12 protein-coding genes are annotated in these 15,885 nt (G+C 42.7%); 7 read left to right on the top strand and 5 right to left on the bottom strand.

Translation table 11 applies throughout. The features are described from left to right. Nucleotides 1-12: 12 nt before the first annotated feature. Together trmH and recG are read left to right on the top strand one after the other, a co-directional pair. A complete protein-coding gene (gene trmH / locus ACU696_RS03750) occupies nt 13-726 on the top strand; it encodes a tRNA (guanosine(18)-2'-O)-methyltransferase TrmH (protein ID WP_109912877.1) in 714 nt (237 codons plus the stop codon). Nucleotides 727-741: 15 nt separating this feature from the next. Next, entirely contained in the window at nt 742-2,823 is a 2,082-nt protein-coding gene (gene recG / locus ACU696_RS03745) for an ATP-dependent DNA helicase RecG (protein ID WP_004266086.1), read from the top strand. Between the two features lie 97 nt (nt 2,824-2,920). Here the strand turns inward: recG and gltS are convergent, their stop codons facing one another. Then, nucleotides 2,921-4,135, bottom strand: a complete 1,215-nt coding sequence (gene gltS / locus ACU696_RS03740) for a sodium/glutamate symporter (protein ID WP_004266088.1) — start codon at nt 4,133-4,135, stop codon at nt 2,921-2,923. 235 nt (nt 4,136-4,370) lie between these two features. Here gltS and ACU696_RS03735 point away from each other — a divergent pair, with 235 nt between their 5' ends. Continuing rightward, entirely contained in the window at nt 4,371-5,759 is a 1,389-nt protein-coding gene (locus ACU696_RS03735) for a uracil-xanthine permease family protein (RefSeq protein WP_004266089.1), read from the top strand. A 126-nt stretch (nt 5,760-5,885) separates the two neighbouring features. Continuing rightward, complete coding sequence (locus ACU696_RS03730; protein WP_209102368.1) at nt 5,886-7,640, top strand: AsmA family protein; 1,755 nt, start codon at nt 5,886-5,888, stop codon at nt 7,638-7,640. Nucleotides 7,641-7,719: 79 nt separating this feature from the next. Here the strand turns inward: ACU696_RS03730 and fabY are convergent, their stop codons facing one another. From fabY to yihX, 3 genes are all read right to left on the bottom strand, one after another. Continuing rightward, nucleotides 7,720-8,634 (bottom strand): fatty acid biosynthesis protein FabY, encoded by a 915-nt coding sequence (fabY, locus tag ACU696_RS03725; protein ID WP_196718851.1) that lies wholly within the window; start codon nt 8,632-8,634, stop codon nt 7,720-7,722. A gap of 23 nt (nt 8,635-8,657) precedes the next feature. After that, on the bottom strand, nt 8,658-9,095 hold the full coding sequence (gene dtd, locus ACU696_RS03720) for a D-aminoacyl-tRNA deacylase (protein WP_004266092.1): 438 nt from the start codon (nt 9,093-9,095) through the stop codon (nt 8,658-8,660). Nucleotides 9,096-9,156: 61 nt separating this feature from the next. Next, nucleotides 9,157-9,771 carry a glucose-1-phosphatase gene (yihX, locus tag ACU696_RS03715; protein WP_004266093.1) on the bottom strand — a complete coding sequence of 205 codons (615 nt, stop codon included), beginning with the start codon at nt 9,769-9,771 and terminating at the stop codon, nt 9,157-9,159. A gap of 350 nt (nt 9,772-10,121) precedes the next feature. Here yihX and ACU696_RS03710 point away from each other — a divergent pair, with 350 nt between their 5' ends. Next, on the top strand, nt 10,122-10,724 hold the full coding sequence (locus tag ACU696_RS03710; RefSeq protein ID WP_109912874.1) for a hypothetical protein: 603 nt from the start codon (nt 10,122-10,124) through the stop codon (nt 10,722-10,724). A 76-nt stretch (nt 10,725-10,800) separates the two neighbouring features. Here ACU696_RS03710 and typA read toward each other — a convergent pair whose 3' ends face one another. After that, the gene (typA, locus tag ACU696_RS03705) at nt 10,801-12,624 is read right to left on the bottom strand and encodes a ribosome-dependent GTPase TypA (RefSeq protein WP_004262702.1); all 1,824 of its coding nucleotides are present in this window, start codon (nt 12,622-12,624) and stop codon (nt 10,801-10,803) included. Between the two features lie 433 nt (nt 12,625-13,057). On the opposite strand from typA, the gene ACU696_RS03700 reads away from it, so the two are divergent. Beyond that, nucleotides 13,058-13,996 (top strand): PadR family transcriptional regulator, encoded by a 939-nt coding sequence (locus tag ACU696_RS03700; protein ID WP_245211144.1) that lies wholly within the window; start codon nt 13,058-13,060, stop codon nt 13,994-13,996. 359 nt (nt 13,997-14,355) lie between these two features. Then, nucleotides 14,356-15,765 (top strand): glutamate--ammonia ligase, encoded by a 1,410-nt coding sequence (gene glnA, locus ACU696_RS03695; RefSeq protein WP_209102367.1) that lies wholly within the window; start codon nt 14,356-14,358, stop codon nt 15,763-15,765. The last annotated feature ends 120 nt before the right edge of the window (nt 15,766-15,885 follow it).

Genomic DNA, 15,885 nt, shown 5'->3' with positions numbered 1-15,885 from the left:
TAATTAATAACTATGAATGAACGCCGCTATCGCCGCATTTGCCAAATGATGGCGATGCGGCAGCCCGACCTAACTCTCTGCCTCGAAGAAATTCATAAACCGCATAATGTTTCTGCCATTGTACGCAGTGCCGATGCCGTAGGGATCCATCAAATTCATGCTATTTGGCCTGACCAACAAGTCAAACTGTCCGTTTCTTCTGCTGCAGGGAGTAATAGCTGGGTTAAAATTATTTCACACACATCCACCGAAGAAGCAATTTCCCAAATAAAATCACAAAACATGCAGGTTTTGGCAACTAACTTGTCGGAACATGCCGTTGATTTTCGTGAAATTGATTATACTTTGCCAACTTGTATTATGATGGGACAAGAGAAAACCGGGATTTCACAACAAGCCCTCGCATTGGCTGATAAACACATTATCATTCCAATGGCTGGCATGGTGCAATCTTTGAATGTTTCCGTCGCTTCTGCGTTGATTTTATATGAAGCCCAAAGGCAACGGCAGCAAGCGGGTATGTACGAGCGTGAACATTGTCTACTCTCACCTGATGAGCAACAAACCTGGTTATTTGAAGGCGGTTATCCTGTACTGGCTGAAGTTGCTAAACGTAAGGGACTTCCTCGCCCATTTATCAATAACCAAGGGCAAATTGAAGCTGATGACACGTGGTGGGCGCAAATGCAATTAACCGAAAAAATGAAAAGACAGCAGTTTGGTTAAATAAAAGGAAATAATATGAATAATGGGCTACTTGATACCATTTCACTGACTTCATTGCACGGAATTGGAGCAAGCCAGTCAGAAAAAATGCGTAAAATCGGTTTGAACACCGTTCAAGACCTTCTTCTCCATTTTCCTTTGCGCTATGAAGACCACACCCGTCTATATCAAATAAAAGATCTCCTACCCGGCACGACTGCAACGATTACTGGTGAAATACTGCAAACTAAAGTCGTATTTGGCCGCAAAAGAATGATGACCTGCTTAATTTCCGATGGCACAGGCAACCTCACTTTACGTTTTTTTAATTTTTCAGCGGCAATGAAAAATAACTTAGCGGAAGGAAAACAGGTCACTGCCTATGGGGAGGTTCGCAGAGGAAATACAGGGCCAGAAATCATTCACCCTGAATATAAAGTTTCGCAAGATACTAGCAATATCAGCTTGCAAGAGAACTTAACACCCGTTTATCCAACCACTGAAGGTGTTCGCCAAGTGACTTTACGTAAAGTCATGGAGCAAGCGCTGGGATTACTCGATAGTGGGAACATAAAGGAGTTATTACCGGAAGAACTTAGCCGGGGCATGATAAGCTTACCAGATGCCATTCGCTTATTACACAACCCTCCCCCGAATGTTGCTTTGAGTGAACTTGAAAAAGGACACCACCCAGCTCAAAAACGGTTAATCCTCGAAGAGCTACTCGCTCACCATCTCAGCATGCTAGCCATCCGTGCAGGCAACGAACGCCTATATGCTGAACCTTTAGTGACAAGTGGTCAGTTAAAATCTCAGTTACTCGCGCAATTACCGTTTTCACCAACAAATGCACAAAACCGTGTTGTTGGCGAAATTGAAGCAGACCTCGCTAAAGACGCCCCTATGATGCGCTTGATTCAAGGGGATGTGGGATCAGGGAAAACTCTCGTTGCAGCCTTAGCAGCCGTTTGTGCCATCGAGAATGGCAAACAAGTGGCTTTGATGGCTCCTACCGAAATTCTTGCAGAGCAACATGCCAATACGTTCAAACAATGGTTAGAACCTTTAGACATTAAAGTCGGTTGGCTCGCAGGTAAACAAAAGGGTAAGGCACGTCAGGCACAGCAAGATGCTATCGCAAATGGAGAAGTTGCGATGATAGTGGGAACACACGCTATTTTCCAAGAGCAAGTGAGCTTTAAAGCTCTGGGGCTTGTTATAATTGATGAGCAACATCGCTTTGGCGTTCATCAGAGGCTCGCTCTGCGTGAAAAAGGTGAACAACAAGGGTATCACCCTCATCAATTGATCATGACCGCTACGCCAATCCCACGTACATTGGCGATGACAGCTTATGCAGACCTAGATACCTCCGTTATCGATGAACTTCCTCCAGGTCGAACGCCTGTCACCACTGTCGCCATACCAGACACTCGCCGTAACGATATTATTGAACGCGTTCGTCAAGCCTGTATTGAAGAAGGCCGCCAAGCCTATTGGGTCTGTACGCTCATTGAAGACTCGGAATTATTAGAAGCACAAGCGGCTCAAGTGACCTGCGAAGAGCTCACACTGGCATTACCTGAATTGAAAGTAGGGTTAGTTCATGGTCGGATGAAACCTGCTGAAAAACAAAGTATTATGGCAGCCTTTAAAAGAAATGAAATTCAGCTGCTTGTCGCTACAACGGTCATTGAAGTCGGCGTTGATGTCCCTAATGCAAGTTTAATGATTATAGATAACCCTGAGCGCCTTGGCTTAGCTCAGTTGCACCAACTAAGAGGGCGAGTCGGCCGAGGAGCTATCGCATCTCACTGCGTATTACTGTACAAAACCCCGCTAACCCATACCGCGAAACAAAGACTACAAGTGTTGCGAGACAGCAATGACGGCTTTGTTATCGCACAAAAAGATCTCGAAATTCGTGGGCCTGGGGAATTATTGGGTACTAGGCAAACAGGAAATGCAGAATTTAAAGTTGCTGATTTATTACGTGACCAATATATGTTGCCAGAAGTGCAACGCCTTGCACGCCATATTCAACAAAATTACCCCGAGAATGCGCAACAGCTTATTGAGCGTTGGTTACCTGAGCGAGAACAATACAGTCACGCTTAAATCTTATATCTTCTTTTTATCCGTTCCTTAAAATGAAAATTGCCGTGAATATTTTCACGGCAATACCTGCTTTACTTGATTTATTATTAAATAAAAACTACCCAGCAATCGTTGGGAATATTGGCAACATTAAATACAATTTAATGACTATCGCATTAACAATATCAATAAAGAAAGCCCCAACCATTGGTACCACAAGGAACGCAAGATGGGATGGACCCAACCTATCCGTTACTGCTTGCATATTCGCAATTGCTGTTGGTGTAGCCCCAAGACCAAAGCCACAGTGACCAGCGGCTAAAATAGCAGCATCATAGTTCTTGCCCATCACACGGAAAGTGACAAAAATAGCGTATCCCGCCATCACACAGGCTTGTACTGCAAGAATGACAATCATTGGAATTGCTAATGACGCCAATTCCCATAACTTCAAGCTCATCAAAGCCATCGCTAAGAATAACGATAGGCTGACGTTCCCCATAACAGAAACTGCGCGGTCAAACACGCGATAGAAGCCAAGGATAGAAAGGCTGTTACTTAAAATCACCCCAACAAATAATACACACACAAATTTAGGTAACGCGAACACCGTGTCAGCGAGCTGACCTGCAATAAAGCTCCCCACCAATAGGCAAATAGCGATCAATGCAATAGTTTCAATTAAAACCATTGAAGTGATCATGCGGCCGGATTGTGGCTTTTCAAATGCAGTTGGAACGTCTTTATCATCTTCAGCCGTTCCAGGCGTTGGGATATTACGCGTTAGAAAACGTGCAACAGGTCCACCGATTAAACCACCAAGAACTAACCCAAATGTAGCACAAGCCATTGCAACTTCTGTTGCACTTTGGAAACCATAATTTTCAGTGAAAATTTTCCCCCATGCCGCACCAGTTCCATGACCACCGGATAAGGTAATTGAGCCAGCTAACAGCCCCATGAGAGGGTCTAATCCCAATAATTCAGCAAGAGCAATCCCTACTGTATTTTGGACAAGTAATAAACCGACAACTACAAAAATGAAGATAAACAATGCCTTACCGCCAGCCTTCAAGCTTGCAAGGTTGGCATTAAGACCAATTGTGGCAAAAAATGCCAGCATCATAGGTTCTTGCAGTGATAAGTCAAAAGAAAGGCTCCAGTCAAATAATTGTTTAAGCAATAAAAGACTAAAAGCAACTAACAACCCACCCGCAACGGGTTCAGGGATTGTATATTTTTCAAGAAAAGGGACTGATTTGACCAGTTTACGCCCAAGCAATAATACTAAGGTAGCTGCTACCAGTGTACCGTAGACATCGAGATGATACATTCACGTACCTCGTCTGTTGTTAAAATTATCAAAAACTAGTAAGACGTTAATTTCTTCCTTAAAACGCCAAAAGCAGGTTATAGGATTAGAAAAAAAAACTGTTATAAATACAAGTTAAAAGATATAAAAATGTGACAGCCTTATTTAACATTGATCAATATTTTTTACGCGCAAACGATTGCTTTTTAAATTCCTCGCATTACAATGCGTTTTTTGTTGGCGAGAAATGAAGGCAATGAATACTGCGACGTCTGAAAAACAAACTACTGAAGCGACCACACAAACGCAAAGCGAACTCATCTACAAATTAGAAGACCGCCCACCGCTGCCGCAAGCCTTGTTTGCTGCCGGGCAACACCTTCTTGCGATGTTTGTCGCAGTTATTACCCCTGCAATGCTGATTTGCCAAGCTTTGGGGCTACCAGCCCACGACACTCAGCGCATCATCAGTATGTCTTTATTTGCCTCCGGTATTGCCTCTTTAATTCAAATTCGCGCGTGGGGCCCTATTGGCTCAGGCCTGCTTTCGATTCAAGGAACCAGTTTTAACTTTGTTGCACCTTTAATTATGGGAGGTGTTGCACTCAAGCAAGGTGGTGCTGATATCCCATCCATGATGGCAGCTTTGTTTGGTACTTTACTCGTCGCCGCACTCACTGAAGTCATTCTTTCACGCTTCTTACATTTAGCACGTCGCGTTATCACACCATTGGTCTCTGGCGTGGTCGTGATGATTATTGGATTGTCCTTAATTCAAGTGGGATTAACGTCCATTGGTGGTGGCTATGGTGCTATTAGTGACAATACTTTTGGTTCCCCTGATTACTTGATTTTAGCGGGGATTGTATTAGCCGTTATTATCCTCTTGAATCGCCAGAAAAATCCTTACTTGCGCGTTGCTTCTCTCGTCATCGCGATGGCGGTTGGCTACCTTGCCGCTTGGTGGATGGATATGTTGCCAAATGCGCAACCCGTGGAAGCCAATCAGCCAATTATTACTGTCCCTGAGCCTTTTTATTATGGCTTATCATTCGACTGGAACCTGTTGATCCCATTAATTCTTATTTTTATGGTGACTTCCTTAGAAACGATAGGTGATATTACCGCCACTTCTGACGTATCAGAACAACCTGTTCGTGGCCCTTTATACATGAAACGAATTAAAGGTGGCGTACTCGCCAATGGTTTGAATTCAATGGTTTCTGCGGTATTTAATACTTTCCCTAACTCTTGCTTTGGGCAGAACAACGGTGTTATCCAATTAACTGGGGTGGCAAGCCGCTATGTCGGCTACATTGTCGCTTTAATGTTGGTGTTATTAGGGTTGTTCCCTGCCGTTGCAGGCTTCGTGCAGCAAATTCCCGAACCTGTGCTGGGCGGAGCAACCATTGTGATGTTTGGTACCATCGCCGCTTCAGGTGTAAGGATAGTCTCTCGCGAGCCACTCAATCGCCGTGCAATTATGATTATCGCCCTTTCTCTCGCAGTGGGTATGGGCGTTTCACAACAACCTTTGATTTTACAATTCGCACCTGACTGGCTAAAAACATTATTTTCTTCGGGGATTGCTGCGGGTGGTTTAACTGCAATTGTTCTGAATTTAGTCTTCCCTCTCGAAAAATAATCTTTCATTCTAGCCGCCAGTGTTGAACATTCTGGCGGTTTTTCTGTATGCTATCCTTAAATTGTCGCTATATTAGACGGTTTCTTTTTGTGTCTATTCGTCCACAAACCAAAGGAGCAGTAAACTGTGAAATGGTTAATCAAATTTACTACCTATGCACTTTTGTTACTGCTGCTATTGTTTATTTTTACTTATATCGGGCTACAAACCCGTTGGGGTGCATCCTACTCCAGTCAATTTTTAAGTAAATTTACCGACTACGATATTGATGTAGGAATTATGGGACATGAGTTTTCTAACCCCGGTGAATTCATTTTCCAAGATGTTAAATTAACGTCTAAAAACAGCGATCTCTCTTTAGATTCACGACAAGTCGTAATTGATATTAATTGGCGAAACCTATTTAGCGGTACGGCTATCAAACGTTTAGTTATCACTCAAGGAACATTATCGACAACCGTCTTACCAAATACGGTGCTGTTCCCTATTTCTGCAAATATTTTGCAATTTGAAAATAGCCAAATTACGCTTAAAAAAGACAACGATACTGTGCAAGTCACTGGCTTCACGGGAGGAATTACCCCTTGGAAACCAGCCGAAAAATCCCCTTTTGGTTACGGTGATTTTCGATTTACCTCTAACCAATTAAAATTCAATGGCCTTTCCTTCAAGAATGTTGCCATTACTGGTAAATTGCAGCAGCAAGGAACAGAAATAAGCCAAGCAAGTGCCTACTTAAATAATGGCTATATTGCGGGTGCTGGGAAGGTACTTAGCGATGGCTCTATCATGGTTGACTCCCTCACCATGAATAAAGTCGGCTGGGAAAATAATGTTGATTTCGATTCACTATTTGATGCAATAACGAGTGAAAAATCGCTGCAGGTCAAACAGGTAGAATTAACCAACGTTGATATCCAAGGAAGGGATTGGGCACTTTCTGGCTTAAATACCGAAATTGACCAACTCAGCTTCTTAAGAGGAAGCTGGACTAATCCCAAAGGCAATATTAGCTTTAATGTCGACCAATTCGTCGTAAAAGACCAGCAACTGAGTACCTTAATTGGTGAGCTAAGTATCAATGGCGACAGCCTTAATATCAATAAGTTATCGGGTTACTATAATAAAGGTGTCTTTAATCTCAGTGGGTCTTGGCAACGTAATGATCAAATACTAACCATTGACGAAGGTAAACTCGCGGGTATCTTATATACCTTACCTGAAAATTGGTTGTCCTTCTTCGCAGAACCAACCCCAACGTGGTTATCTGGTTTAAACATCAAAAAGTTCACCCTTTCTCAATCACTTTTGATGAATATCCAGGCACAATTTCCTTTCGAATTGACCGCTCTAAGCGGCAATATCGAAAATGTCGATTTGATTAAACAAAAACAGTGGGGAATTTGGAGCGGTAAAGCGACATTTACTGCAGATAGCGGCACAATCAACCAAGTTCTCGTACGCCGGCCATTTATTGAAGTACGTCAAAGTGGTAAATCCTCAGCGGCGGTGAGCTTAACGGTCAGTACCGATAAAGGCATCAGTAAAATTGGCTTGCTGGTAAAGCAAGAACCGAAAAAAGTTCCCTTTTTACTGAGAGCATCAGGTTCTAATATTGACCTCGTTGATTTAAATCAATGGGGTTGGGCAGGCTTCCCCGCTCAAGTCATCGGTGACTTTGATGCAACATTACAAGGTGATTTGCTCGCCCCATCAGTGGAAAAAAGTTTGAATGGGGAATTGATGGCCATACCATTGCAAGGTAAACGTCTATTCCGTACTGTTGTGAACGGGGTTGTCACCTCTTCAGTAGAGTCCGAAACCGATTTACAGACTACTGAGCCTTCTTTGGCAGAACCGCTCCCCGCACTTAGCAATTAATAAAAACTGTCAATTCATAGAAATACAAAAGGCAGGTCAATCGAACCTGCCTTTCTTTTTTAATATTCAATGGGTAACTTTACTTGACTGTTTCTACAGGTAACACCATATAAACACCGCTGAATACAGCGCCTACTTTACCATCAGGGTTACTAACCTCAACGTTCAGTTTTACTCGCGCCTTGCTACCTCGCGCTAAGCGGTCAAGGTCACCGCTCATATTGGCTAAGTCCGCAGTTGCTGTCGGCCTACCGCTTACTGGCTTACCATAACGAATACTGGCATCGACCAACACAATATCACCACCAAGCTGGTGTTCTTGCATTAATAGCCAAATCAGCCCCCACCCTGTTAGGGTAGCTAATGAAAATTGGCTCCCTGCAAATATGGTTTCATGAGGGTTTTGGTTGCCCGCTTCTGGCATGGTGGTAATAAAACGAGTTCCTGTGTATTGGTCGATTCGGACACCCATTTTTTCACTCAATGGAATATACTTATACCAGGCTTGTTGTAACTCGCCACACCAGTCTGGGCGATGCAGAATTTGGTCTAATGTCTCAATGGGTTTGATCATCAAGTAATGGCGCACTGGCGTTTTTAGCTGCCCTGCTACTTGCCCTCGATTTTCAAACCCCATTTTATTGAAAAATGGAACTGCTTCTTCACGAACGCTTGATACAATGCGTTTTACCCCTTCTTGCCGAGCAACAGATTCCAGCGCCATGATAATCAACTTACCAAGCCCTTTTCCCTGCATTGCCGGGTTAACGGCTAAGAAACGAATAGCGCCTTCGTTGTCAGCATTAATATACAAACGACCAATGGCAAGAATACGGTTTTTATCATCGACGACCATTTGATGGTGTGCCGTTAAGTCATAGCCATCTTTTTCAGAACCTAGGGGTTGATTAAACGGTTTTCGCAACATTTCCCAGCGAAAATGGTAATAAGTTGCAAATTCAATATCGTCTTTCGGTGTACGTAAATGGTACATCGCTTCCCCCTTTAAAAATGGACTCACACTTGTAGCCAGAAAGTGACAGGGCCATCATTGGTTAAATTCACTTGCATGTCAGCGGCAAATTCACCCGTTTGTGTTTCAACCCCTTGTTGGCGACTTTGTTCAACAAAGTATTGATACAAAGTATCTGCCCTTTCAGGTTCTGCCCCCCCTGAAAAACTAGGCCGCATACCTTTTTTGGTATCAGCTGCTAAAGTAAATTGAGAAACCACCAGCAAGCTACCACCTGCTTGTTGAACATTGAGATTCATTTTCCCTTGTTCATCACTAAAAATACGGTAGCCTAATACTTTTTCACACAAACGTTTGGCTTTCTGTTCATCATCATCTTTTTCGACACCAAGCAAAACCAGCAGCCCAGCATTTATTTGTCCTACTATTTTCTGATCAACAACTACACTCGCATGAGTGACTCTCTGGATTAATGCAATCATGATGACTCTTTACAAAAAGATGGAGCAACGTTAGCCGTTGCCCCACTATAAAATCAGGATATTATTCAACTTCTGCACTAAAATCGTAAGTGCGGAAATATTCAGGAATGGTGTCTTTATTCACAACATGAATACTGCGAATACCAAGGGCTTCTGCGGCTTTTATATTTTCTTCGACATCATCAAAGAAAATAGCATCTGCAGCATCAAACTCTTCGGATTGCAGTACATATTTGTAAATTTCAGGATCAGGCTTACGCATGCCTAAATCTTGGGATAAATATAAGAAATCGGAGGAAGCTGCAATTTCTGGGTAGTGTGCTGGCCAGTAGTCGAGATGTAGGCGATTAGTATTCGATAAAACGACCACTCGGTGCCCTTGTTCACGTAGGCGTTCCATAATGTCAATAACTTCAGGTCGTAACGAAATAAAAATAGCGTGCCAGCCTTCAGCAAAGTCTTCAAAGCTTAGTGTAATGTCCATTTCTTCACAAAGCAGCTCAGCAAACTCGATGTCTGAAATTTTTCCACACTCATGTAATTGAAAGATATTACCAAAAGTAAAACGTGATTTGATTTCTTCACTTGGTGTGCCGCTGAGTTCAGACCATTTATCAAATACACGATTAAAGTCGATATCAATAATCACATTACCCATATCGAAGATATACAGCATAAATTTTCCTCATTGTTATTCACTAAATTTACTTTAATCATTATTCGGGCAACTGAACAGCCCTAATTAGTGATAATTCACGTTATTTTGTCAATTTATCGATTAAGCAATCCACACTTAGCGCAATTAATGAGCAGAAAACCAGCCGATTTATTCTGTTATCGAGAAAACGCTTTTTATCCCAAAGGTGCTATTTCACACCACACTCTCGGTTTTTGATACTAAATGTTAAGTCCCACTATCGGCTTTTTGCATAATGGCTTGTACGTAGCAAGTTACACATAAGCAATGTGAGCTGATATCAATGCATTATCAGTAATAAATAAATCTTAAAATATAAAAGCCAGACTATGAAAATAGATAAAACAATCTCTTGGCCGATTGCTATTCTATGGGGAAGTTTATTTTTAATTCCATTATTTAATTATTTCCCTCTGAATTTCAATATCGACCTTACAACAAAAGTTATTGAACATTTTCAATCCGCCACTCTAATTTTTTGTGTCTTTTTCACTTGGTTTTATATGAGACCATTACAGCAAAAAAGTCAGGGAATGAAATTATTTTGGTTATGGGCAACTATCTGGTGGGTAACATTATTTGGCAGAGGAACAAATTGGGGACGAGAATTTTTCCCTAATCTGGATCACACTTATTTCAGGCTAATTTCTATTACCTTGATTAGCAGTTTAGTTTTGATGCTATGTGCTTCACCATTAAGAAAAAGTATTGTTTTTCACCTAAAAAACACGGCTATTCCACTTTGGAGCCTACTACTAACCCTGTGTGCTTTTTTAATTTCAGACAGTGTTGAACACCATAGGTTTCTCAGTTCAGTTTTTCTATATCATTCTGAACTTCAAAGCCTTATCGAAGAATTGTACGAAATCCCTTTAATTATCGGACTATTTATTTCATCACTGTATTTTATGAAAAAAGATAAGCCTTTATAAATAAGTAAGGCGCCGAAAGGCGCCTTACTACACTCATAACTACAATAAAGTAATAAACAACATTACATCATGGTAATTAGTCTTCTTTAGAACGGTTTGCACGGCGGCGATCGTTCTCAGTCAAATGACGTTTACGCAGACGAATAGACTGCGGAGTCACTTCAACTAATTCGTCATCATCAATGAACTCAAGAGCTTGTTCCAGAGTCATTTTAATTGGTGGTGACAGAGTTGTCGCTTCATCAGTACCTGACGCACGCATGTTAGTCAGTTTTTTACCAGTTAAGCAGTTAACAGTTAAGTCGTTAGAACGTGAGTGAATACCAATGATTTGGCCTTCATACACTTCAGCACCGTGACCCAAGAACAGCTTACCACGGTCTTGCAGGCTGTACAGTGCATAAGCAACCGCTTTACCTTGTCCGTTAGAGATCAGAACACCGTTTTGACGGCCACCGATTTCGCCTGGGCGAACATCATCGTAATGGCTGAACGTTGAGTACAGTAAACCAGTACCTGATGTCATTGTCATGAACTCAGTACGGAAGCCAATCAGACCACGGCTTGGAATGACGTAATCAAGACGTACACGGCCTTTACCGTCTGGCATCATGTCACGCAGGTCGCCTTTACGCTCACCTAATGCTTTCATGATGTCGCCTTGATGCTGTTCTTCAACGTCTAACGTCACTTGTTCGAACGGCTCTTGTTTACGACCATCGATTTCACGAATGATAACTTTTGGACGAGATACGGCTAATTCGAAACCTTCACGACGCATGTTTTCAATCAGAACAGATAAGTGAAGCTCACCACGACCAGAAACGCGGAATGCATCTGGGTCTTGAGTTTCTTCAACGCGTAGTGCAACGTTGTGAACCAATTCTTTATTCAAACGGTCAAGGATCTGACGTGAAGTCACGAATTTACCTTCTTTACCACAGAATGGTGAGGTGTTAACACAGTAGAACATGCTAACTGTTGGCTCATCAACCGCTAATGCAGGCAGTGCTTCAACGCTACCGACTTGGCAAATGGTGTCAGAGATATTCAGTTCACCCAAACCGGTCAGAGCAACAATGTCACCCGCTTCCGCTTGTTGTGAGTCAATACGCTCTAAACCTAAGTGAGTCAGAACTTTACCAATTTTACCGTTACGAGTTTTACCTTCGCTATCGATAACCGTTACTTGTTGGTTAGGCTTAACAACACCGCGTTTGATACGACCAATACCGATAACACCTAAATAGCTGTTGTAATCCAATTGCGAAACTTGCATTTGGAATGGACCATCGATATCTACCGCTGGTGGCGCAACGTGTTCCACGATAGCTTCGTACAGTGGAGTCATGTCTTCAGCCATGTTTTCGTGGTCAAGACCAGCAATACCGTTTAATGCAGATGCATAAACGATAGGGAAATCGAGTTGCTCATCCGTTGCACCTAAGTTCACGAATAAGTCGAATACTTGGTCAACAACCCAATCAGGACGTGCGCCTGGGCGGTCAACTTTATTGATAACAACAATAGGACGTAAACCGTGGTCGAACGCTTTTTGCGTTACGAAGCGAGTTTGTGGCATTGGGCCATCCATCGCATCAACAACCAGCAGTACACAGTCAACCATAGACATAACGCGCTCAACCTCACCACCGAAATCGGCGTGACCTGGGGTGTCTACGATATTGATATGATAACCATTCCATTGGATAGCGGTATTTTTAGCAAGGATAGTAATACCACGCTCTTTCTCCAAGTCATTGGAGTCCATAACACGCTCATCAACAGTTTCACGTTCACCGAACGTGCCTGATTGCTGCAATAATTTACCAACCAGTGTGGTCTTGCCATGGTCAACGTGAGCGATGATGGCGATGTTTCTTAAATTTTGAATTGACAAGGATTTTTACCGTTTAATTGACAGGAAAGGAATATGCTTACTGAGCCGTTATTCACACCCAAAACATACTTTCTACGTTAATTTGCTGTTATTTTACACGTTTTTCCGCACAAGTGGAATAAATGTGAAACCCATCACTGTATAAAAAGTTTTTAGCGAAAAAACATTCAGTTGCGTAACAGTGCCAGATTCCCTCACAAAATAATGAGCATCATCTCTGCGAAACCACGAAGTGACAGAATAATACGCTAAAAACTTAATATTAGCAGCCCAAAAAAAGAACAAAAAATAGACTTTCTTTCTTAACTACCAGTTTAAATATCTTTTTGCGTTATTTAGATATATCTAAATTGACTAATTAGATATATCTAAATATAGTAAAACCAGAAAACAAATTCGATATATCTAAAGTTACAAACTAAGGAGTAACTATATGCTAATTAAATCTTGTCGTCATGTATATTATGCACGCCATGATGAAAATCAACATGGCCATCGCGGTGGATGTTGCCACAATGAAGGCCGTCATAGTCACGAACATTGCAACCACGGAGATGACTATTATGGTGATGACCGCCATGGGCACGGTGAACACTGCCACGGTGAAGGCCGTCATGGTCGTGGACACGGTGAACGCTGCCACGGCGAAGGCCGTCATGGTCGTGGACACGGTGAACGCTGCCACGGCGAAGGCCGTCATGGACATGGACATGGTGAACGCTGCCACGGCGAAGACCGTCATGGTCGTGGACATGGTGAACGCTGCCACGGCGAAGGCCGTCATGGTCGTGGACATGGTGAACGCTGCCACGGCGAAGGCCGTCATGGTCGTGGACATGGTGATGACCGCCAAAGAGGTCGTGGAAGAGGTAAAGGCCTACGTCGTTTATTCGACCATGGCGACCTTCATATTATGGTACTTTCGTTAGTCGCTAAAAAACCAAGCTATGGCTACGAAATTATCAAGGATATTCAAGAAGCCTCAAATGGCTTGTATGTGCCAAGCCCGGGTGTTATTTATCCCACTCTAACCCTGTTAGAAGAACAAGGCTTCTTGGAGTCTCAGATTGTTGAACGTAATCGAAAAAGTTTTACGATTACGCCGGAAGGCTCTGATCATTTAGCTCAAAATAAAGAAATTGAAGCGGTTATTGCTCGCAAACTGGCTAAAGCACGTGATATGCAACAAGGCAGTAATTTAGCAGAAGACATTGAAATGGCAGTCAGTCGTTTTAAAGCTTTATTACGTCACAAAATGGTTTTAAAACAACTAAACGAAGAGCAGACGCGCCAAATTGCCTCCATCATCAATGATGCAGTAAAACAAATTGAAGAAGTGAATACATTATTAACTAATAGCGATGAAGATTAATGTAGCTGTCTGGCATTAAACCACCTCATTTCTTTTTTATCCGGCCAACCTTATGCTTTAACAGAGCGCAATGTTGGCTTTTTTATTTGAGCTCCACTCGCAAACGCACTAGAACAGTGCAAAATAGTCATTTCACGCACTAATATAGTGCAATACGACCAATGCAGCATGATGAAAATCCCTCGTCCTCACGTAACAATCAGTATTTGCTATAATTAAAAAGTTGGCACGCTTTTCGCTTATCTATTTATAGAGCGCGTACTAACCACTTTTATATGACTAGCACGCCAGACAAACAACAAACACACCCTCAAAAATAGCTTGTGATTTGTTGATTAGACCCGACCAGGAGAGCCGAGATGTCCGCTGAACATGTTTTATCGTTAATTAAAGAGCACAATGTTAGATTTATTGATCTGCGTTTTACCGACACTAAAGGTAAAGAGCAACACATCACTATCCCTGCTCACCAAGTTGACGAAGACTTCTTTGAAGAAGGCCAGATGTTTGATGGTTCATCTATTGGTGGCTGGAAAGGCATCAATGAGTCAGACATGGTATTAATGCCTGACGCGTCTACCGCGATGTTAGACCCGTTCTTTGCCGATATCACATTGATTATACGCTGCGATATTTTAGAGCCGGGCACAATGCAAGGTTATGACAGAGACCCACGTTCAATTTCAAAACGCGCAGAAGATTTCCTGCGCTCTAGCGGGATTGCTGATATCGTTCTCTTTGGACCAGAGCCTGAATTTTTCGTTTTTGATGACATTCGTTTTGGCAACAACATGCACGGTAGCTACTACCATATCGATGATATCGAAGCTGCATGGAATACAGGAACCAAATACGAAGGTGGCAATAAAGGCCATCGCCCTGCAGTAAAAGGCGGTTACTTCCCCGTTCCACCGGTTGATTCATCACAAGACTTGCGTTCAGCCATGTGTACCACAATGGAAGAGATGGGCTTAGTTGTTGAAGCTCACCACCATGAAGTAGCGACCGCAGGCCAAAACGAAGTGGCTACCCGCTTTAATACCATGACCAAAAAAGCGGATGAAACTCAGATTTATAAATATGTCGTTCACAATGTTGCCCATGCATACGGCAAAACAGCGACCTTTATGCCAAAACCTTTAGTGGGTGATAATGGTTCTGGTATGCACTGCCATATGTCTTTATCTAAAGGTGGTGTGAACCTGTTCGCAGGTGACAAATACGGCGGTTTATCAGAAATGGCGCTGTACTACATCGGCGGTATTATTAAGCATGCACGTGCGCTGAACGCATTTACTAACCCAACCACTAACTCATACAAACGTTTAGTTCCGGGCTTTGAAGCGCCAGTCATGTTGGCATACTCTGCACGTAACCGCTCTGCTTCGATTCGTATTCCAGTGGTTGCGAGTACAAAAGCACGCCGTATTGAAGTTCGCTTCCCAGACCCTGCAGCTAACCCATATTTAGCGTTTGCAGCCCAGCTAATGGCGGGTCTTGATGGCATCATCAATAAAATCCACCCTGGCGATGCGATGGACAAAAACTTATACGACTTACCACCGGAAGAAACCAAAGAAATCCCAACAGTTTCAGGTTCTTTAGATGAAGCGTTAGCCGAATTAGATAAAGACCGTGAATTCTTAACCCGTGGTGGTGTATTCACTAATGATGCTATCGATGCGTATATCGAATTAACCCGTGCCGACATACAACGTGTTCGTATGGCACCACACCCTCTCGAATTTGAAATGTACTACAGTGTGTAACACGCCGTTCCACTGTTAGTCTTTGTTGCCGTGAAGCACTTGCCCCATCTTTCGATGGGGCCTTTTATCTCTAAGGTACTTACGCAACAAAAATCAAATATCGGTTGTTTGGTCTATCAG

Source organism: Providencia sp. PROV_01 (assembly GCF_053098325.1).
This window is presented reverse-complemented; position numbering and strand designations above follow the sequence as displayed.

Excerpts from the sequence above, each read along its gene's own strand:
- trmH (WP_109912877.1), top strand. The coding sequence starts at position 13 with ATGAATGAACGCCGCTATCGCCGCATTTGCCAAATGATGGCGATGCGG.
- recG (WP_004266086.1), top strand. The coding sequence starts at position 742 with ATGAATAATGGGCTACTTGATACCATTTCACTGACTTCATTGCACGGA.
- gltS (WP_004266088.1), bottom strand. The coding sequence starts at position 4,135 with ATGTATCATCTCGATGTCTACGGTACACTGGTAGCAGCTACCTTAGTA.
- ACU696_RS03735 (WP_004266089.1), top strand. The coding sequence starts at position 4,371 with ATGAATACTGCGACGTCTGAAAAACAAACTACTGAAGCGACCACACAA.
- fabY (WP_196718851.1), bottom strand. The coding sequence starts at position 8,634 with ATGTACCATTTACGTACACCGAAAGACGATATTGAATTTGCAACTTAT.
- dtd (WP_004266092.1), bottom strand. The coding sequence starts at position 9,095 with ATGATTGCATTAATCCAGAGAGTCACTCATGCGAGTGTAGTTGTTGAT.
- yihX (WP_004266093.1), bottom strand. The coding sequence starts at position 9,771 with ATGCTGTATATCTTCGATATGGGTAATGTGATTATTGATATCGACTTT.
- ACU696_RS03710 (WP_109912874.1), top strand. The coding sequence starts at position 10,122 with ATGAAAATAGATAAAACAATCTCTTGGCCGATTGCTATTCTATGGGGA.
- ACU696_RS03700 (WP_245211144.1), top strand. The coding sequence starts at position 13,058 with ATGCTAATTAAATCTTGTCGTCATGTATATTATGCACGCCATGATGAA.
- glnA (WP_209102367.1), top strand. The coding sequence starts at position 14,356 with ATGTCCGCTGAACATGTTTTATCGTTAATTAAAGAGCACAATGTTAGA.